We start from the raw sequence: 20971 nt of genomic DNA, 5'->3' as shown, positions 1-20971 counted from the left end.
AAATGGAAAACAAACGTGTAGTTGTTACTGGTATTGGAGCAGTATCTCCTGTTGGAAATGATGCAAAAACTACTTGGGAAAATATCATTGCAGGTAAATCTGGTATTGGCCCATTAACAAGAGTGAATGCGGATGACTATCCAGCAAAAGTAGCAGCGGAAGTTAAAGATTTTGATATTGAGCAGTTTATTGAGAGAAAAGAAGCAAGAAAGATGGATCGATTTACGCATTATGCAATTGCTGCATCGATGATGGCTGTAAAAGATGCTCATTTAACTATAAATGAAGAAAACGCAAATCGAGTGGGTGTTTGGATTGGCTCTGGTATTGGTGGAATGGAAACATTTGAAAACCAATTTGAAACATTCCAAAAACGTGGTTATCGTCGTGTAAGTCCATTTTTTGTCCCGATGATGATCCCTGATATGGCTGCGGGCCAAGTATCAATTTTTCTTGGAGCAAAAGGAATAAATTCATGTACGGTAACGGCTTGTGCCACTGGAACAAACTCTATAGGTGATGCGTTTAAAGTTATTCAACGCGGTGATGCGGACGTCATGATTACAGGTGGTGCCGAGGCTCCAATCACTCGTATGTCTGTTGCAGGATTCTGTGCAAATACAGCTTTATCTACAAATCCTGATGCTCAAACAGCTAGTCGCCCATTTGATTTAAATCGTGATGGATTTGTCATTGGCGAAGGTGCAGGTATCGTTATTTTAGAAGAATTAGACCATGCTCTTTCTAGAGGAGCAACGATTTATGCAGAAATCGTAGGGTATGGTGCAACAGGTGATGCCCATCATATTACAGCACCCGCACCGGGTGGCGAAGGCGGTGTCCGTGCGATGCAGGCGGCACTTAATGATGGCAATATTAAACCTGAGGAACTTGATTATATTAATGCTCACGGTACAAGCACGGAATACAATGATAAATATGAAACGATGGCAATTAAAGAAGTATTTGGTGAACATGCCTACAAACTAGCTGTAAGCTCAACGAAATCAATGACAGGCCATTTACTCGGTGCTGCCGGTGGAGTAGAGGCTATCCTGACGGTTCTTGCAATTAAAGAAGGAATTATTCCGCCGACAATTAATTTAGTTACACCAGACCCGGAATGCGATCTTGATTACGTTTCCGACGGAGCTCGCAAACAAGATGTTAACGTTGCTCTAAGTAACTCTTTAGGTTTTGGCGGTCATAACGCAACAATCGTCTTTAGAAAATATGAATAATGTTTGATAAAGGACAGGGATAATTCTCTGTCCTTTCTTTATTTTTTAGTAATTTAGGACTGTACAAAGAATGAGCAGGGTGCACTTTTAGGCTGAAAAATCAGTATAAGGTGGAATAAGAATAAGAGAGCGGTCCGATGGAGAAGGAAAGCGTGAGGCTATGGTACCGGAAAGAAGAGAAGCGGTCCGATGGAAAAGGGAAGCGTGGGGCTATGAGGCTGGAAAGAAGAGAAGCGGTCCGATGGAGAAGGAAAGCGTGGGGCTATGAGGCTGGAAAGAAGAGAAGTAGTCCGATGGAGAAGGAACACGTGAGGCTATGGGTCCGGAAAGAAGAGAAGCGGTCCGATGGAAAAGGAACATGTATGACTATGGGTCCGGTAAGAGGAGTAGCGGTCCAATGGGCAGGAAGAATGGGTAGTAATGGGAACGCCTAATTGGATGAATTGTCAAATTACTACCACACCTTCTCAAAAAAACATGTTAATTACCTTGTTTTACATAGTGTGTTGATACACTCTTACCTAATTGTTTGTAATTACTTGTAAGAATGCGTTTGATTGTTTTATGGGATGCAATTTTACACCATTCTTGGATCGTGTTTTTAGTTATTTTCCTATCAGGAAAGAGCAGAGAATATTCATCGATACTACGCATAACTGCATTTGTAATATTTTCTTTAAATCCACAATGATTGCATCTAATCGTTGTTTTTTGGTATCTATCTATAAATGCATCACAGTTAGCACAAGTAATCCCTTTTGTAAGCTGATCAAATGTATAATCTGGTAGTCTGAAGTATGAAGGCTCATTTATATGAAGGTTTAATAACTGATTTGCTAATTTGATATGATTTTCATTTATTTTAGAATTGTTTAAACTATTAAGTTTATCCATCATACGGTTAAGTTGTGTGGGGTAAGTAATAGGTAAATACATGGGAGCATTGTAAAGATGAAATTCAGGATTTACAAATACAAGGTGTTCAACTATTTGGGTATTTATACGGAGTTCTTGAAGGAGTCCTCTTAGTAAGGTTGTACTTCTCTTTAGTTGATGAAGTGGATTTTTTATTTCCTTCTTTGGACTTTTATACCATAGATCATTATCAATATAATAATCACCTTCATTATTTTTAATTTCGAAAAAGTGTATGGTATTTGAAAGAAATAGAAGAGAATCGATTTGGAATTTGGTGTTATTGTGTTCAAGTAATAAGTCATTTAATACAATATGCTCAATAGAAATATGCTCTTTAATCATATTGTCAAACTTTTTCTCACCAGCAAAGCCTTTTTCAAGATAGATAAAGTAAGATAAGTCAGCCTCTAATAATTTCATCCTCTTGTTTAGATACCGAAATGAAAGTAATTCTTTGGATTCCTTGCGAGCTTTTATAATATTGCACTCCCTTCTTGTTATTTCCCATCATTTTAAATGATATATCAAATCTGTACAAGTAATTTTGCGAAAATTGCAATAAAACTTTAAGTAATATCCACATATGATAAAAGGAGATATTGCGAGGTGACGAAAAATGGGGTAGTTCGAACAGATGCATGGTTAGAGGATATAATTGATCAACCGGAGGAAATATGTAAAAAAATCGATCCAGCCGTAAAAAATGCCAGAGCGTACTATGACTACTTGTTGTTTTTTGGTATGTACAGACCATCTAAAATGTCAAAAAACATTTTCAAACAATTAAAAGCTGTAAACGCATGGGAGAAAATAAACGAGTTTTATAAAAAGTATAAAAAGTTATGGAATGGACCGGAAATCAAAATTTATATTTTGCCGATAAACGGATTGAATCGATCGCTTATCCGTCAAACAAATGGAAAATCGGGTGTAACGTTTAAAGATAAAATGATCTTATTTCTTGGACCTACAGAGGATTTAAAGGAATGGGAATCACTTTTTGTCCATGAATACAATCATGCAACAAGGATGTCTTATATGTCTGGGGATCCTTTAAATTATACATTACTCGATTCATTGATATTAGAGGGATTAGCTGAATATGCAGTAGAACATTATTGCGGAGCAAATTACTTAGCACCATGGACAAGAGTCTATTCAGACAAATTACTTAAACGATTTTGGAATAGTGATTTTAAAGACAGATTAACGATCAAAAAGAAAGATCCTACACATGATAACCTCCTTTTTGGAAGAAAATTTGTTCCAACGATGATGGGATATGCGATTGGTTATAAAATAATTTCGGAATATAGCAAAAATAATATATATTCAATAGGTGAAATGTTTTCAAGTACTTCTGAAAATTTTATCACACGTAATATTTTTGATGACTAAACCCATGTGTAATGGGTTTTTTTAATTAACTAATACCATTTAGCAGTCCTTTCCAGTTGATGGAAATATTTTTATCTAGTTATTAATCAATTAAAACATTCACCCACATTTGAAATTTTAAAAAGTTCTTGCAATTGTAATCTTATTGTAATAAAATTTTGTTTAATATAATAACATTCAGAATAATAAAAGAGTTTGAGGTGTATCGATGAGTACAAAAACAAACTTCAATAATCAATTACCAATTTTAGAAGTGAAGAACTTACAAACAGCATTTGAAATAGATGGTGAACTACATAATGCAGTTGATGATGTTTCCTTTAGTGTTAAGCCAAAGCAAATTGTCGGTGTTGTTGGGGAATCAGGTTGTGGTAAGAGTGTTATGTCTTTATCCGTTATGAAACTTTTACCAAAGGGAATCGGACAGATTCGTGCAGGTGAAGTTATATTTGATGGGAGAAACATAGAAAAGCTATCTGACAAAGAAATGAATAAATTTCGTGGAAAAGATGTTTCTATGATATTCCAAGAACCTATGACATCATTAAATCCAGTCTTTACAATTGGTTATCAACTTCAGGAAACTCTTTTCAATCACATGGAAATTACTAAAAAAGAAGCTAGATTAAAAAGTATTGCTCTTTTGAAAAGTGTCGGAATCTCTCGACCGGAAAAAATCGTTGATGAATATCCTCACCAATTATCAGGCGGGATGAGGCAACGTGTCATGATAGCCATTGCTATAGCATGCCAACCAAAACTACTAATTGCAGATGAACCAACAACTGCTTTGGACGTTACTGTACAAGCTCAAATTCTTGATTTATTAAAGGAAATTCAAGAAATAAATAATATGGCAATCATTTTAATTACCCATGATTTGGGTGTAGTTGCGGAAATGTGTGATGAAGTTATCGTAATGTATGCTGGGAAGATCGTGGAAAGAACGGATGTAGATACATTATTTCATAATCCAAAGCACCCATACACAGAGCTTTTAATGGGCGCTATCCCGAAAATGGATGAAGATGTGGAAGTACTTAGTTCAATTGAGGGAATTGTACCTTCATTGAAAAATATGCCTAAAGTAGGCTGTCGATTTGCTAATAGATGTCCGAAAGCAATGCCGGAATGCAAAAGCATTACTCCACAGCTTGCCGAAACAGATGCAGGTCATGAGGTTTCATGCTTACTATATGAGACTAGCATGCCGAAAGAAGGGGCGAAATTACAATGAGCAATACTGCTACAAAAAATCAGGTAAAGGAAGAATTAAATCCGGAATCATTATTAGCCATTCAAAATCTCAAAACCTATTATCCGGTTAAGGGTGGTTTTTTTAGAAGGACGATAGCAGAAGTAAAAGCTGTAGATGATGTTAGTTTTGAAATAAATAAAGGCGAAACACTAGGGTTAGTTGGTGAATCAGGCTGTGGAAAGTCTACTGCCGGAAGAACGATATTAAAGCTGTTAGACCCAACCTCAGGTAAAATATTTTTTGATGGAAAAGACATTACAAAGTTACGAGGAAAAGAATTAAGATTAGCTAGAAAAGATTTTCAAATGGTTTTTCAAGATCCATACGCATCTTTAAATCCAAAGCAAATGGTTGGAGACATTGTATCTGAGCCAATAAGAAATTTCTCTAATAAAAGCATGAAAGAATTAAAAGATGAAGTAATGGAACTATTAACAAAGGTGGGATTACCGGGGGATGCATATTATAAATATCCACATGAGTTCTCTGGTGGACAGCGGCAAAGAATTGGGATTGCAAGAGCGTTAGCTTTAAAACCAAAATTAATTGTCGCAGATGAACCAGTCTCCGCTCTTGATGTATCCGTTCAATCGCAAGTACTGAATCTATTAAAAGAACTTCAAGATGAATTTGATTTAACCTATTTATTTATTGCTCATGATTTGAGTGTAGTTAAGCATATGAGTGATCGCATAGGGGTTATGTATCTTGGTAACTTAGTTGAAATAGCAGATAAAAATAGTTTATATGCAGAACCGCTACATCCATATACACAGGCATTAATTTCAGCAATACCGGAACCTGATCCTCGTAAACGGAAAGAACGTATCATTTTGCAAGGCGATGTACCGAGCCCGGTAAATCCTCCTTCAGGTTGCCCGTTCCATACGAGATGTCCAGTTGCGAAAGAGGAATGTTCCAGGGTGAAACCGACTTTAAAGGAGGTGAAGCCTGGTCACCAAGTTGCTTGTGTACTTTATAATTAATAAATAAATATTTGGGGGGAATAACATTGAGAAGAAAATCGATATTGCTATTGACAGCGCTAATGCTTATGTTGTCGATCTTTCTTGCTGCCTGTGGTGGAAAGGATAAGGCAAATACAAATGAAAAAGGCAAAGACACAGATAAACAAGGCGAAAATGCAAGCGCTCCTAAAGATGGAGGAACATTGGTTTATGCACTTGATAGTGCTCCAAAAGGGTTGTTCAATATAAATTTTGAAAAAGATACAGTAGATCATGAGGTTGTTGACTTTTTTGATGATGACTTAATTAAATATGATGATCAATTAAAAGCACAGCCAAATATTGCTTCATGGGAAACTAAAGATAATAAAGTATATAAATTTACATTTAAAAAAGGTGTTAAATGGCATAATGGGGAAGAATTAACTGTTGATGATTGGATTTTTGCTATAGAAACACTTGCAAATAAAGATTATGAAGGTCCACGTTATGAAAATGTAAAAAATATTGAAGGTGCACCTGCATATCGTAATAAAAAAGCAAAAACAATTACTGGATTGAAAAAAATTGACGACTATAACATAGAAATTACTTTTGATAAAGCACGTGTAAACAACTTAGAAAATCTTTGGACACATCCAATGTCTAGAAAAGAATTTGAAGGTATAGCTGTAAAAGATATGATGTCATCTCCTCAAGTTCGTCAAAAACCAATCGGGACAGGACCATTTAAAGTAAATAAAATTGTCCCTGGGGAATCAATTGAATTTGTTCGAAATGAGGATTACTGGCAAGGTAAACCACATATTGAAAAGATTATATTAAAAGTTATTGATCCTAGTCTTGTTGTTGGTGAACTTAAAAATGAAAAACTTGATTTAACTAAATTTCATATGAGTATTTACGATGAAGTTAAAAAGCTTAATAATGTCGAAGTGTTAAAAGCTCCAGGTTTATCTTATTTCTATGTTGGATTTAGGTTAGGTACATGGGATGGAGATAAAAATAAAAATGTAATGAATTTTGATAAATATCAAAATAAAAAATTACGTCAGGCGATGGCTTATGCGATTAATCGTGAAGAATGGACAAAGGCTTTCTTCTTCGGATTAGGAAAACCTGTTAATCGTCCTGTACCATCAGCACACTGGATTGCTGCTGACAATAGTGAGTTACCAAATCAGTATGAATACGATCCAGAAAAAGCAAAGAAATTGTTAGATGAAGCCGGTTATAAAGATACGAACGGAGATGGTTTCCGTGAAGATCCTAACGGTAAGGAATTTGTCGTAAACTTCAGTCACTATGCAACAGATAACCCAACATTTGAGTCCCGAGCAAAAGCATTAACTCAATATTGGGAAGCAGTAGGACTGAAAACGAAGTTAAAAATGATTGATTCAAATCTTTACTATGACATGCTTGATAAAGCAGATAAAAGCCTAGAAGTATTCTACGGTGGTTGGAGTACTGATACGGACCCAGATCCATCTGGACTTTGGACTTCTGATGCACTTTGGAACTATCCTCGTTGGGTAAATGAACAAAACGATAAATTATTAGCTGATGCATTAGATGTTAAAATTGTTGGAACAGATCAAGAAAAACGTAAACAATTGTATGTTGAATGGCAAAAACTGGTTAACGAAGAACTACCAATGATACCTATTGGTGAAACTGATGAAGTATATGCAGTAAGTAAACGTTTAAAAGGTGTTAAATTAGATGTATCCGGAACGAATAGACCACATGAATGGTGGATTGAACAATAATTTACTTTTAGTGGTAATAGATAAGGAGAATGAACATGTTGAAGTATAGCATAAGAAGAATTTTGGGCATGATTCCAATGTTACTCCTTATCTCCATTGTGGTGTTTACCCTGGCAAAGTTAATGCCAGGGGATTCCTTCAGTGGAGAAATTGATCCAACAAATACGAATCCAGAATATATTAAAGAAATGCGTGAAAAATTAGGATATTATGATCCGATCCATGTTCAGTATTTTCGTTGGGTTTCTAATTTTGTTCAAGGGGATTTTGGGAATTCCTCACGTTATAAAATGCCTGTTTCTGATCTAATAGGTGAAAGAATTCCAAATACTATTTTTCTAGGATTTTCGTCGCTTTTAATTACCTACATATTAGCTTTTATTATGGGCATATATGCTGGTCGAAAACCTTATACAATTGGTGATCATTTAATTGGCGGTTTGAATTATTTAGGTCTAGCTATTCCATCATTTGTTGCTGCTGTATTTGCAATATACTTTTTTTCATTTCAATTAAATATTTTTCCATCAAATGGTTCGGTTGATATTATGTATTCTACTGGTACATTGGATTATTGGTTAAGTAGAGTTCATCATGTTGTCTTACCAGCGGTTGTTCTCGGTCTTTTAAGTACAGCCAGTTATACACAATTTTTGCGAAATGATATTATTGAAAATAGTCGTAAAGACTTTGTACGCACAGCAAGAGCAAAGGGTACTAGAGAAAGTAAAATCTATAATGTTCATATTTTAAGGAATTCAATAATCCCGCTAGTCACATTTTTAGGATTTGATGTTGTATCCGTTATTAGTGGTGCAATCATAACTGAAACAATTTTTACTTATCCTGGTATTGGACAACTATTCATTGAATCAGTTTCAACGAATGATTATCCAGTATTAATGACTTTGACAATGATGTTCTCGTTTTTAACATTATTCGGGAATTTAATTGCTGATATATTGTATGGGGTCGTTGATCCGCGAATTCGAATAGAATAGGGGGGGGAAGACATGGAAATTGTAACTAAGAAATCAAGTCAGAATGTAGGCGGCGTTCAAAAAAGTCTTTCCCCTTGGGCAGTTGCAAGGCGGAAATTTGTAAAAAATAAATTGGCTATGGTGAGTTTAATATTTTTGTTGGCTGTAACAATTGTTTCGATAATTGCACCATTCGTTTTAACTCAAGACATAACAAAGGTTAATATTGGACAAATGTCTTTATCTCCATCATCCGAGCACTTTTTAGGAACCGATAAAAGTGGGAGAGATGTATTTACACGTCTACTATATGGTGGCAGGGTTTCCTTATTAGTTGGAATAACTTGTACATTTTTTGTCATACTATTTGGAACAATCATTGGTTCTCTTGCAGGATATTTTGGTGGTGCAATAGATAGCGTTTTAATGCGTTTTACCGATTTTATATTAAATTTCCCATTTCTTGTTTTCGTTATTGTTCTAAGTGCTATTTTATTCGGTAAATTATCAGGTGTTTGGGTAATTATTATCGTCATTAGTTTTCTTAGCTGGGGTGGCGTTGCCCGTATTGTTCGAAGCAAAATATTAGCTGAAAAAGAAAACGAATATGTATTGGCATCGAAATCGATTGGTTGCTCATCCTCTAAAATTATTATTAAGCATTTATTACCTAATGTACTTTCTACCATAATTGTTCAAGCTAGTATAACTTTTGCTAGTATGATTGTTGCGGAAGCTGGTCTAAGTTATTTAGGTTTCGGAATTCCACAAGAGGTTCCGAGCTGGGGAAATATGTTGTCTTCTTCAAAGGAGCCTGACGTTCTCCAATATAAACCTTGGATATGGGCGCCACCGGCGATAATTATTACACTTACTATTCTTTCTATTAACTTCATTGGTGAAGGCTTAAAAGATGCACTGAATCCAAAAAATTAGAAAATATCCGATGAAAAACTCCAATCGTTTGATTGGAGTTTTTCATTCTCTTTTTATTCCTTAGAGTGAATGATTTATATGTAAATCAAGGAATAATTTTACTAAAGTATGCCCATACTGATTGTTAAATAGTTGATGCAAGGGGGTAATAATTGATGCTATATCTACATGATGTATGGGTGAATTGGTTTGAAGGGGAAGAGAATAGCTATAACATTTGTCATTTCCACGAATGGAGAAGGGATGACACGATCGAATTATTAGATCAAGTTCCGTTATTATTGGTGGATTCTTTATTGTTTCATTACATAGAAAATGATTTGAGTGACTTACCGCAGGAACTAATGAATGATGTCTATCAAAAGGCCTATTCAAGAAAAAATCATGAACGGGTACAATTGGAATATTGTTTTGTTGTAACGGATGGAAACGGAATTTTAGCTGTAGATACGATAGGATATAATATTCCGATTAGAAAAAGCCGATTAATCCCTCGGCAAGAACAGCTTGTATATGATATGATTGAACAGCATGAACCAATTAATTATCAATTTGAAGGGGGAGTTGGAGAAAAAGAACATCATATCTTATCTCCAGACCCAGCGAGCATGTATGGTTTAACAAGGAAAGAAAGGCAATTAAAGCAGTTGCTTTTTATGGCTTTAGATCAACTTCATTCTTCAAACAACGCAGCTGAAATTCGTTATTGGTATACAGAGTGGGCTCCGGAACAGTATCAAGAAATTCAGGTTATGGATTTTAATGATGTTTGGAATCGTCTATTTGAAGAAGTGAAAAGAGGTTGGAGTGAAAAACACGAAAATCTCTGTGAAAATTTAATTAAAGGACAACCATTCTTTGAAAAGCTTTGGGAATTGGAACATGGTCCAAAGGTCAATTAATGGAAAAGTAAAGGTACACCGATTTAACTGGTGCACCTTTACTTTTTTTACTTTCGCTTTCTTCCAAGTCCCATTGCGTTTTCCATTTTCTTTAACATCTTATTAGCCACTTTGTTGGCCTTTTCTGCGCCCATGTCTAATATACGATCAAGTTCATCCGATTCAACTAATGAAAGGTATTTTTCTTGAATCGCAGAAAGTTTTTTTATGAGTACTTGAGCGAGATCATTTTTAAATTCTCCGTAACCTTTTCCTTCATATTCCCGAACGATTTCATCAATGGATCGATTTTCGATAATGGAATAAATGGAAAGCAGATTCGAAATTCCAGGCTTATTTTCTTTATCGTATTTAACAATTCCATCCGAATCTGTGACGGAACTTTTGATTTTTTTCTCAATCGTTTTTGGATCGTCAAGGATCGAAATAAATCCTTTCGTATTTGGATCAGATTTACTCATTTTCTTTGTTGGATCTTGCAATGACATGATTCTTGCACCGACTTTAGGAATTCTAACGTCTGGGATCGTAAAGATGTCATTGTATTTTTTATTAAATCTTTCGGCTAAATCTCTTGTTAACTCCAAATGTTGTTTTTGGTCTTCACCAACAGGAACTAAATCGGTGTTATATAATAATATATCGGCGGCCATTAATGGCGGATATGTGAGTAAGCCTGCAGATACAGACTCTTTACCAGAAGATTTATCCTTAAATTGTGTCATACGTTCCAGCTCACCAATACTTGCTACACATTGTAACATCCATCCTGCTTGAGCATGGGCAGGCACTTCTGATTGAATAAACAAAGTTGCTTTTTCAGGATCTATTCCAACAGCAATATATAGAGCTGCTAAATTTCGAATGTTTTTGCGCAATTGTAAGCGATCTTGGGGAACAGTTATCGCATGTTGATCAACAATACAGAAATAACAATTATATTCCTCTTGTAATTCAACAAATTGCATTAACGCTCCAATATAATTTCCAAGTGTAATTGTCCCGCTTGGTTGAATCCCTGAAAATATTGTTTTCATTTACAATTCCTCCTCGAATTAAGTTTAGATTTCCTTTTAGGCAAAATAAAAAACCATCCGTCGCCTAAATAATAGGGACGAATGGTTGATTCCGCGGTGCCACCCTAAGTGCACAAGTAAACTATTGTGCCTCTTAGTTCCATGAAATAATTCATGGAATCCCATTAACGTGGGATTACTCGCCAAAAACTAATAAGAGGAATCCTCTGTTCATTTTTAGTGCTCCAAAGTCCATTCCATAAGTTTTGTTTGTTTGTTTTCACCAGCCACAAACTCTCTACAAAACAAAAACAAATGTACTACTCTTTATCATTGCTATTTCGATATTTTAAAATTTATCATATTATATCTAAGTGAAAAGATTTAGTCAAGGTATGAAAATTTTAATTGTTTTTTAATTATAATTTAAGGATGATCTAGTATGCTGAGTATGTCGAATCGTTCGGCCTCATGACAGAATCAAAAAGGCAAATGAGATTGATAATCATTTAAGTAAAGTTAGGCGAAAAGGGGGGCAAAAAAGAATAAAAGAGATGGTTTAAAGGCTGATTACAGGGGTAAATAGACTATAAGTCTAATGTCACAGTGTTGTCATTTTTATAAATGTCTGGACTCATTTTTAGAAAAACTATATTCATTGTTGTACAAATAGTGTATAATACATAATATAGATTTTTTATTTAAAGTAATTTTAATTTGGCTATGTTAAAGTTCAATGTTGATTTGTCACTATTTGATTGAAGCGGAAAGTGAGCACCTGTAGCGGAAAACAACAGTCAAATTTAACAGCGCCTTTAATTTAAATAATTAATCCTTGAAGGATTATGAAACTAAATTTATAGATAAGGAGTGTGAATGATAAATGGTAACATTATACACTTCACCTAGTTGTACATCATGTAGGAAAGCAAGAGCTTGGCTTGAGGAAAATAATATTGAATATAAAGAGCGAAATATCTTTTCGGAACCTTTAAGTTTGGAAGAAATAAAAGAAATATTAAGAATGACTGAGGATGGTACAGATGAAATCATATCTACACGCTCAAAAACCTTCCAAAAGTTAAACGTTGATTTAGATACGTATCCGTTACAAAAATTATATAAGTTAATTCAAAAAAATCCGGGACTACTTAGACGTCCAATTATGGTTGATGAAAAACGTTTGCAAGTTGGGTATAACGAAGATGAAATTCGTCGTTTCTTACCACGAAAAGTTCGCTCATATCAATTACTTGAAGCTCAAAAACTTGTTAATTAATATTTTTCATAAATAGAAATAGGTAATATAAAACGCCTTCATACCAGCATTGATTGGAATGGAGGCGTTTTATTTCAAAGATAAAAATATGTTTACTGAAAATTTAGTCTTGAATGTTTGGTGCATATCCGCTAAAATGAGCAAAACAATAATTTTTTTTAGAAAAAAACCTTTGGGTATTAGTGGAATTTAAAATTGGGAAGAGTTTTTGTTTCCAATTAACATCTTTTTATCATAAAATAGAAGTACAAGAGTAGAATATTATTTATTATGAAATTTTCTACACTTTTACCTAAGCAGTTTAGCATACACTTAGCCTTATATGGGGGAACAAGTCCCTTCATAACTTTCAAATAGAAGGGAGAGTTGATGTATGGAAATCGAACGTATTAATGAAAATACAGTTAAGTTTTATATTTCTTATGGTGATATAGAAGAAAGAGGATTTAATCGCGAAGAAATTTGGTATGATCGAGAGAGAAGTGAGGAACTTTTTTGGGAAATGATGGATGAAATTCATCATGAAGAAGAGTTTGTACCAGAAGGTCCATTGTGGATTCAAGTTCAGGCGCTTGATAAAGGACTTGAAGTATTGGTAACAAAAGCACAGCTATCTAAAGATGGACAGCGTTTTGAACTGCCGATATCAGAAGAAAAGCTTAAGGAATTACCGATTAACGACCGACTTGAAGAATTTCTTGATGAGCATTTTCAATCAAAGGGTCTTCAGGAAGAAGATGAAATATTAGACTTTATGTTGGCATTCAAAGATTTTGAAGATGTCATTTCTTTATCTAAGCAATCCGGTTTAGACGACATCATCACTAAGCTTTTGTCATACAACAATAAATATTATTTATATGTTGAGTTTCCTGAAGAAGTGTTTGACGAAGAGTCGATTGATAACGTTTTAAGTATTTTGCTTGAATACGGAGAAGAGTCATCTTTTACCGTACATCGTCTCCAAGAATATGGAAATACGATCATCGATGGAAATGTATTTGATACGATACAAAAGTACTTTAAATAAATATAAATGCCGATTTCATAATGAAATTGGTATTTTTTTTGTATTGGAAGGAGGATAAACTAACTGCCTAATTGAATATTTATGGGAGGAGGGTGAAGTAGAAATGCTTACAGCTATTACAAAAAATAGAGAATTGTATTGCTTGTTGTATCCCGAAAGTAAAGAAAAGCTAATGAAAATAAGAGGCAAAACACCTTTATATTGTCCGCAATGTCATGAAGAAGTAATTGTAAAGATTGGCAAGATTAAAATACCTCACTTCGCACATAAAACTAACACGAATTGCACAAGTTCAGAACCCGAAAGTGAACGCCATTTACAAGGGAAAATTGATTTGTTTTGTTGGTTAAAAGCTCAAGGGTTGAACGTTGAAATGGAGAAATTCTTCCCGGAAATTAACCAACGCTCGGATCTATATGTTCAAAAGCATGGAAAAAAATATGCTATTGAGTTTCAATGTTCAGCTATTCCGACAGAGGAAATTGAAAAACGGACGGAGGGTTATTCCTCAATTGATATCGTTCCAGTTTGGTTACTTGGTGGTGAACCTTACCAAAAAAAGTTTACCCTAATTGACAACGTATTTAAAGTATCTGATTTTCAATGGTCGTTAGCACAGTATAATTCTACAAATGGAATGCATATTTACAGCTACTCACCCGAAACCAAAAATATAACAATACTTTCGCAGTTAGCACCTATCTCGATTAGAAAAGTTTTTGCTCAACAGATGACATATCCATTAGCTTCAGTTGATTTTCCACTCAACCTTTCAAATAAAAACAACAAAAAATTTGATTGGAACTTTTGGTTCCATGAAAAGAAAAATATGCTCCAAAATAAAATCATCTACGCTTCAAATTTAAAGGATTCATTTCTTGCCACAGCGTATTACAATAGACATTCACCTATTTTATTCCCTCCTTTGATCGGAATTCCTGTTAAGTTTATGGAAATTTGTAAAACACATGTATCCATTTGGCAATATTTTATCTGGTGTGATAGTTTCAAGCATCTAAATAAGGGGAATGAAACGTCTCTTGCTTTAGTGGTCGGAAAATTTGAAGAACGGGTTTTGAATGGAGACATCCAATTACGAAAGTTTCCTTTAATACATGTGAAATTTTTAAAGCAAATGATTTATCACTACTTAAAACTCTTATCTAAATTTGGATATTTAGAAGAAACTCGAAAAGGGAGGTTTGCAATGAATAAATCAATACCCTTTCCAAACAATATAGAGGAAGCTGCACGTATGGAAAATGAGTTTATGAATACATTTTATAAATGAGTAATTTAATTATTTGCAGGAATTCAAATGTTTAATTAAAATAAAGAAGAATGAAAAAATTTTGTTTATTAGTATCCTTTTTTAACGTTTTTTACATGATCATATGTAACGTTAAAATGTGTATTGAAAATTAGCTTTTTAAAAAGAATGGAGGAAAAATAATGACTGCTGGAACTTCTACTAAATCACTTCCAAATCGTAATGAAGTAGCTGAAGAATTAACTTGGAGATTGGAAGATATATTTGCAAGCGATGATTTATGGGCAAAGGAATATAAGGATGTTAAAACATTATTACCAAAAGCTGACCAATTCAAAGGGAAGCTTGGCGAAAGTGCTGATCAATTATATGAGGCATTAAAATTTCAAGATGAGGTATCCGAAAGATTAGGCAAATTGTATACATACGCACATATGCGCAATGATCAAGACACCGGAAATTCCTTTTATCAAGGTCAAGAAAGCCAAATGAGAAGTTTATTAGCAGAGGCAGGAAGTGTATTTGCCTATTTAGTACCTGAGATTTTGTCGATCGAAGAAAATAAACTAAAAAGCTTTATTAATGAAAAAAGTGAATTGAAATTGTATGAGCACGTATTAGAACAATTAAATCTTCAACGCCCACATGTTCTATCTGCTGATCAAGAAGCACTGCTTGCCCAAGCATCTGAGGTTATGGATGCATCAAGCAATACATTTGGAATGCTGAACAATGCCGACCTGGAATTTCCATCTATTAAAGACGAGGATGGTGAAGAGGTTCAAATTACACATGGGCGTTACTCTCGATTTTTAGAAAGCTCCGACCAAAGAGTAAGAAAAGAAGCTTTCGAGAAAGTGTATGAGACTTACGGGAATTTCCGTAATACATTTGCCAGTACATTAAGCGGCCAAGTAAAAAGGGATAATTTCAATGCAAAAGTACGTAATTATGATTCTGCACGACATGCTGCACTATCGGCGAACAATATTCCTGAAAGTGTTTACGATAATCTCGTGAATACGGTGAATGACAACCTCCATCTCTTACACAAATACATTAAACTTCGGAAAAAAGTTCTCGGAGTTAAGGAATTGCATATGTATGATCTTTATACTCCACTTGTAAAAGATGTGGAGATGAAAATTCCTTACAATGAGGCTAAAGAGATAGTTCTAAAAGGTCTTGCACCACTTGGTGAAGAATATTTAGATATTTTAAAAGAAGGCTTTGAAAATCGCTGGGTAGACGTTGTGGAAAATAAAGGCAAAAGAAGTGGGGCCTATTCATCTGGTGCATACGGCACAAATCCGTACATCTTGATGAACTGGCAGGATAATGTTAACAATCTTTTTACGTTAGCACATGAATTTGGCCATAGTGTTCACAGTTATTATACAAGGAAAAATCAACCATTTACCTATGGTGATTACTCAATTTTCGTTGCCGAAGTAGCTTCTACATGCAATGAGGCCTTATTGAATGATTATTTACTTAAAACGATTGATGATGAAAAGAAAAGAATATATTTATTAAATCATTATTTAGAAGGATTCCGCGGAACTGTTTTCCGTCAAACAATGTTTGCTGAATTCGAGCATTTAATTCACCAAAAAGAACAGAACGGTGAAGCATTAACGGCGGAATTATTAACGAAGGAATACTATGATCTAAATAAAAAATACTTTGGTGAAGAGGATATTGTTATTGATGAACAAATTGGATTAGAATGGTCAAGAATTCCTCATTTCTATTACAATTATTATGTTTATCAATACGCAACCGGTTTTAGCGCTGCAACTGCGTTAAGTGCGCAAATTCTGGAAGAAGGAAAACCTGCTGTTGAACGTTATATCGGGTTCTTGTCAGCCGGAAGTTCCGACTACCCAATTGAAGTGTTAAAAAAGGCAGGAGTGGATATGACATCACCAAGTCCAATCGAAGAAGCTCTTAAAGTATTTGAAGAAAAATTAAATGAACTTGAACGTTTATTATCGTAGTAAAATCCAATCTAAATAAGAAAAGGTCAAGCAAAATTGCTTGACCTTTTCTTATTTAAATCCTCGAAAATGATTTCTTCTGTTTAAATAAAGGACAAAAATGAACAGTGTCAGAAATAGCATAGGTGAGGTAATGAAAAGTGGAAGGAGTTTCATAAGCCCCAGAATGTTAATACAAAAAGCAAGGAGGATCACAAAGAAAAAAATTGGAAAAACAAACTTTTGCATAGAAATACTCCTTCCATAAAACCTGACTAGTATATATTTATGTACTAAGCAGATTAATTATCACTTGTTTTTGACAATATTGTGAAGGTCTTAACATATACTTGCACATACAAGTCATAACATGCTATAGTAAGGACGTGAAGTTGATCACAAACAAACATATACCCCTTTGTTTGACCGTGAAAAATTTCTCCCATCCCCTTTGTTCGTGTTGAAAAAGGTCTTGCTGATGCAAGGCCTTTTTCTTATAATGATTCGAAAAACTCATCAACTTCGACAACTACAAAAAAAGGATATAGTATTAACTATACCCTTATCTAATATTATTCTTCTTTTTCAATATACTTCCAATACGTACCGTGTTTTCCGTGGATGGCTTTCACCTTTTGTTGTAACACCCATTTTTTTAGCTTTTTCTCTACATCTGCTATAGTCATATCATAGACGATGGCAATTTCTTTTGAAGGAGCTACTTTATAAATTTTTAGAAATATTTCTAATGGCGGCAAAGGGTTTGGTTTTGTTTTCGCACCTAACATTTCTTGAAGAATTTGTACATACACACTATATTCATAAAACCCAGTGATTTTTAACCCTTCATCTTCAATATTTTCATTAAAAAAAACAAGGGAAGGGAATTCATCGACTTCCATTTCCGATAAAATTTTCAAATCACATTGAAATGCTTTAGCAGCACTCTCCGAATGAATATCATTTAAAAATTCTTCAGTATCCAAGTTAATACTGTTTGCACATTTAACGAGAACATCTATATTAGTAACATTTTGCTTTTCTAAAAATAACACTTCCTGTATTTTTCTCAAAAAACGAATTCCGGCTCTTCTTCCTTGCAATTCAGCAGCTTTAATCGCAATCGATGTTATATATGGAGCAGTAATTGAATTTTCAAACCAGAGGCTCCCATCGCAGGGCATTCCGGTTTTTGAGGCCGTTTTCTCCCAAAGTTGAGCAAGGGCATCCATTTTTTTAGAGTTTACATTTAATCTTGTTAAACTGCTGCTTAAAACATGTTTCAAGGAGAAAAATTGTCCATATTCTAGTTGTAACTTTTTTATAATAGGTTCTAATGCCCAGCATTCGGAACATAACGGATCGACAAACATATAAATTTCTAGAGGCTTTTTATCAGAATTACAAAAACAATGGTAATTTGAAACTAGAATATCTTTGTCTTTCAATTTATTTCACCCGATAATTCATCTGGAGTATTTACCATATGCCTGGCAGTCAAAACTAATCTAGAAAAAAACTCTTCTCGTATTGTTCCTTCTAAATTTACTTCATCCATTGCTTCACTCATACATGATAACCATGCTTTTGCTCGTTTTGGCGTTATTTCATGTGGAAGATGACGTGCACGCATCATCGGATGACCATATGCATTTGTATATAATTGAGGCCCACCCAAGTATTGTGTTAAAAACATTTTTTGCTTTTTTGCGACTTCGGATAAGTCCTTCGGAAATATTGGGATTAGATCGGGATGTTTCGCGACTCTCGAATAAAATGCATCGACTAGTTGGTGCAGCGTTTTTTCCCCGATTACCTCATACGGCACTATGCGTTTCTCTACCATATGAAAAGCTCCTTTAAAAAGATTTTTATTGTGTATATTCATTTTAGCAGGTGAACGTCTAATAACTCAAACAAATAGCCTTTTCAATTATTATATTTTGCAAAGCAATGAATAATATCCCAGAGGATTAATAGAAAAAAACGCTATTCTTTTGAATAACGTTTAACTATAAAAAGAGTTTGTTATATTTTTTACATAATTTTGGGTTTCTTTAAATGGTGGAATTCCTCCGAAACGGTCGACATTGCCCGGTCCGGCGTTATATGCAGCAAGTGCTAAATTGATATCGCCATCATAACGATCAAGCATATTTTTTAAATATTTACTACCGGCAAATATATTTTGCTCCGGGTCAAAAACATTTGTCACTCCTAGACTTTTGGCAGTTGAAGGCATTAATTGCATTAGACCAGATGCACCGGATTTACTAACTGCATTTGCATTAAAGCTAGATTCATGTTGAATGACTGATTTAATTAATTCTTTAGGTATATTGTATTTTTCACTTGCCTTTTGAATAATTGAATCAAGATCTTTTGGAGCATTGATTGGTTTTTGATTGGTTGGAAAATGAATATTCACGGGTAATGTCTGATTTAACGTACTATATAAATTAGTTGTACTACTTTCTGTTTTTCCATTAATTGAACTTTCAAGCGCTGATGTTAACAATTGTTGGAAAAGGGAATTTGTATCCGATGATTGGGTACTAGATGGATTTGTAAAACTTTGAAGTGCTTGTATTTCAAGCAATGTTTTAATTTGATTAACTGTTGTCATTCATTTTTCCTCACTTAAACATTGTTCTTTTGCTTTATAAAACCTAACAATTTTATTTTCAGTTTCACGAATAGGAATATTTAATCGGTTCATCAACTCTTGAAAATTTTTTTCACCTATTATTCTATCATTTACTTCATATTCTATCTCATAATCGTTCTTATTTAAATAGGAACTACAATCAAAAACAAGTAAGCCGTCTAAATAATTTATTTCAGCTCTATTTGTTGTCAATGAACCAAAATAACGGATGGAATGTAATGGGAAATTGGTTTGAAGTAATTTGTTTTTTACTTCTCCTTCAGGCAGTTCTCCATATGTAATCATTTGATTGGCTTGTTGTTCATTAATTATTTCATTCGTTTCTAACAAGCCGATCTCGGCAGGCTGCTTTAGCGTAAGTTCAAATTGATTCTTTTTCTTTCGAATCCGCAGTGCACAGCCTATTTGTTTTAATTTAAAAGTAGGGGAGTCAAAATAATGATTGATTTGCTTAGTAAAATCATTATCTTTAATAGAAAACTCATTTTTGATCCGGATAAATTCATCTTTCGTTACGATATTTTTTAATTCGATTTCAATTACACTGCCCATTTTTATTATCGCTCCCTTTTTCCTTTAGTCACTGTTTGCATTTTATCAATTGTAGTCTTGCATTAGCAAACAAGAAATATGGTAAAATGGAAATGGATTTATGATTAGGTAAATTTCTACTCCTGATTTGTTAGTTAGAGGTGATTGTTAGTGAACCATTGGGACCAATTTTTAGCTCCTTATAAACAAGCGGTGGATGAATTGAAAATTAAATTAAAAGGTATGCGGACCCAGTTCGAGCAGGAGCATATCCACTCTCCAATTGAATTTGTAACCGGGCGTGTAAAACCGATTGCTAGTATTTTAGACAAAGCAACGCAAAAAGAAATCCCGCTCGATCAATTAGAAACCCAGATGCAGGATATTGCTGGACTTAGGATGATGTGCCAATTTGTTGATGATATAAAAAAAGTTGTCGAGCTATTAAGAATGCGGAATGATTTTAACATTATTGAAGAACGGGATTATATTTCTAATAATAAACCGAGTGGCTATCGCTCATATCATGTCGTAATCGAATACCCTGTTCAAACCATTCATGGTGAAAAAAAGATCCTTTGTGAAATTCAAATTCGTACTCTTGCAATGAATTTTTGGGCGACAATTGAGCATTCCCTAAATTATAAATATCGTGGACAGTTTCCTGAGGACATTAAAATGCGACTTCAACGTGCTGCAGAAGCCGCTTTCCTATTGGATGAAGAAATGTCCGAAATACGAGAAGAAATTCAAGAAGCACAAGTTTATTTTACAAAAAATAAAGAACAGCATAAAAATACGAGGAAAAAGAATTAGTACATTTTA

The 20971-nt window shown here is 34.2% G+C and carries 20 protein-coding genes and 1 other annotated feature; of the genes, 14 read left to right on the top strand and 6 right to left on the bottom strand.

The window, feature by feature from the left end:
- Nucleotides 1-2 precede the first annotated feature (2 nt).
- Together fabF and B5V89_RS10070 are read left to right on the top strand one after the other, a co-directional pair.
- Nucleotides 3-1241, top strand: a complete 1239-nt coding sequence (gene fabF / locus B5V89_RS10075; protein ID WP_066234132.1) for a beta-ketoacyl-ACP synthase II — start codon at nt 3-5, stop codon at nt 1239-1241.
- A 152-nt stretch (nt 1242-1393) separates the two neighbouring features.
- Nucleotides 1394-1675, top strand: coding sequence for a hypothetical protein (locus tag B5V89_RS10070; protein ID WP_142406520.1), 282 nt, complete (start codon nt 1394-1396; stop codon nt 1673-1675).
- A 46-nt stretch (nt 1676-1721) separates the two neighbouring features.
- Here the strand turns inward: B5V89_RS10070 and B5V89_RS10065 are convergent, their stop codons facing one another.
- Nucleotides 1722-2579, bottom strand: coding sequence for a nuclease-related domain-containing protein (locus B5V89_RS10065; protein ID WP_108071785.1), 858 nt, complete (start codon nt 2577-2579; stop codon nt 1722-1724).
- Between the two features lie 186 nt (nt 2580-2765).
- Here B5V89_RS10065 and B5V89_RS10060 point away from each other — a divergent pair, with 186 nt between their 5' ends.
- From B5V89_RS10060 to B5V89_RS10030, 7 genes are all read left to right on the top strand, one after another.
- Nucleotides 2766-3557, top strand: a complete 792-nt coding sequence (locus B5V89_RS10060; RefSeq protein WP_108071783.1) for a DUF2268 domain-containing putative Zn-dependent protease — start codon at nt 2766-2768, stop codon at nt 3555-3557.
- 208 nt (nt 3558-3765) lie between these two features.
- A complete protein-coding gene (locus B5V89_RS10055) occupies nt 3766-4794 on the top strand; it encodes an ABC transporter ATP-binding protein (RefSeq protein WP_066234143.1) in 1029 nt (342 codons plus the stop codon).
- Nucleotides 4791-5801: an ABC transporter ATP-binding protein gene (locus B5V89_RS10050; RefSeq protein WP_066234146.1), complete on the top strand. Its 1011-nt coding sequence runs from the start codon at nt 4791-4793 to the stop codon at nt 5799-5801. Before B5V89_RS10055 ends, B5V89_RS10050 begins: the two co-directional genes overlap by 4 nt.
- 26 nt (nt 5802-5827) lie before the next feature.
- Nucleotides 5828-7555, top strand: coding sequence for an oligopeptide ABC transporter substrate-binding protein (gene opp4A, locus B5V89_RS10045; RefSeq protein WP_108071781.1), 1728 nt, complete (start codon nt 5828-5830; stop codon nt 7553-7555).
- A 35-nt stretch (nt 7556-7590) separates the two neighbouring features.
- A complete protein-coding gene (gene opp4B, locus B5V89_RS10040; RefSeq protein WP_107920363.1) occupies nt 7591-8556 on the top strand; it encodes an oligopeptide ABC transporter permease in 966 nt (321 codons plus the stop codon).
- A gap of 12 nt (nt 8557-8568) precedes the next feature.
- The gene (opp4C, locus tag B5V89_RS10035; RefSeq protein WP_066234152.1) at nt 8569-9471 is read left to right on the top strand and encodes an oligopeptide ABC transporter permease; all 903 of its coding nucleotides are present in this window, start codon (nt 8569-8571) and stop codon (nt 9469-9471) included.
- A 155-nt stretch (nt 9472-9626) separates the two neighbouring features.
- On the top strand, nt 9627-10373 hold the full coding sequence (locus B5V89_RS10030; protein WP_066234155.1) for a YjbA family protein: 747 nt from the start codon (nt 9627-9629) through the stop codon (nt 10371-10373).
- Between the two features lie 47 nt (nt 10374-10420).
- Here the strand turns inward: B5V89_RS10030 and trpS are convergent, their stop codons facing one another.
- Nucleotides 10421-11410 (bottom strand): tryptophan--tRNA ligase, encoded by a 990-nt coding sequence (gene trpS / locus B5V89_RS10025; protein ID WP_108071779.1) that lies wholly within the window; start codon nt 11408-11410, stop codon nt 10421-10423.
- 70 nt (nt 11411-11480) lie between these two features.
- Nucleotides 11481-11732, bottom strand: a binding site (T-box leader).
- A gap of 540 nt (nt 11733-12272) precedes the next feature.
- On the opposite strand from trpS, the gene spxA reads away from it, so the two are divergent.
- The 4 genes from spxA to pepF all read left to right on the top strand — a co-directional run bounded on the left by spxA (nt 12273) and on the right by pepF (nt 16968).
- Nucleotides 12273-12668 carry a transcriptional regulator SpxA gene (spxA, locus tag B5V89_RS10020; protein ID WP_066234161.1) on the top strand — a complete coding sequence of 132 codons (396 nt, stop codon included), beginning with the start codon at nt 12273-12275 and terminating at the stop codon, nt 12666-12668.
- A 373-nt stretch (nt 12669-13041) separates the two neighbouring features.
- Nucleotides 13042-13698 (top strand): adaptor protein MecA, encoded by a 657-nt coding sequence (mecA, locus tag B5V89_RS10015; protein ID WP_107920362.1) that lies wholly within the window; start codon nt 13042-13044, stop codon nt 13696-13698.
- Nucleotides 13699-13801: 103 nt separating this feature from the next.
- The gene (locus B5V89_RS10010; protein ID WP_108071777.1) at nt 13802-14989 is read left to right on the top strand and encodes a competence protein CoiA; all 1188 of its coding nucleotides are present in this window, start codon (nt 13802-13804) and stop codon (nt 14987-14989) included.
- A 161-nt stretch (nt 14990-15150) separates the two neighbouring features.
- The gene (pepF, locus tag B5V89_RS10005; RefSeq protein WP_108071775.1) at nt 15151-16968 is read left to right on the top strand and encodes an oligoendopeptidase F; all 1818 of its coding nucleotides are present in this window, start codon (nt 15151-15153) and stop codon (nt 16966-16968) included.
- 551 nt (nt 16969-17519) lie between these two features.
- Here the strand turns inward: pepF and B5V89_RS10000 are convergent.
- The 4 genes from B5V89_RS10000 to B5V89_RS09985 all read right to left on the bottom strand — a co-directional run bounded on the left by B5V89_RS10000 (nt 17520) and on the right by B5V89_RS09985 (nt 20167).
- Entirely contained in the window at nt 17520-18395 is an 876-nt protein-coding gene (locus tag B5V89_RS10000) for a ClpXP adapter SpxH family protein (protein WP_066234173.1), read from the bottom strand.
- Nucleotides 18392-18793 (bottom strand): globin domain-containing protein, encoded by a 402-nt coding sequence (locus B5V89_RS09995; protein ID WP_066234177.1) that lies wholly within the window; start codon nt 18791-18793, stop codon nt 18392-18394. The genes B5V89_RS10000 and B5V89_RS09995 overlap by 4 nt, the downstream gene beginning before the upstream one ends.
- A 162-nt stretch (nt 18794-18955) precedes the next feature.
- The gene (locus B5V89_RS09990; protein ID WP_107920360.1) at nt 18956-19573 is read right to left on the bottom strand and encodes a lytic transglycosylase domain-containing protein; all 618 of its coding nucleotides are present in this window, start codon (nt 19571-19573) and stop codon (nt 18956-18958) included.
- Nucleotides 19574-20167: a CYTH domain-containing protein gene (locus tag B5V89_RS09985; RefSeq protein WP_108071774.1), complete on the bottom strand. Its 594-nt coding sequence runs from the start codon at nt 20165-20167 to the stop codon at nt 19574-19576.
- 150 nt (nt 20168-20317) lie between these two features.
- Here B5V89_RS09985 and yjbM point away from each other — a divergent pair, with 150 nt between their 5' ends.
- Nucleotides 20318-20962 (top strand): GTP diphosphokinase, encoded by a 645-nt coding sequence (gene yjbM, locus B5V89_RS09980; RefSeq protein ID WP_066234189.1) that lies wholly within the window; start codon nt 20318-20320, stop codon nt 20960-20962.
- Nucleotides 20963-20971 lie beyond the last annotated feature (9 nt).

The sequence above is a fragment of the Heyndrickxia sporothermodurans genome (assembly GCF_003055045.1).
Taxonomy (GTDB): domain Bacteria; phylum Bacillota; class Bacilli; order Bacillales; family Bacillaceae_C; genus Heyndrickxia; species Heyndrickxia sporothermodurans.
This window is presented reverse-complemented; position numbering and strand designations above follow the sequence as displayed.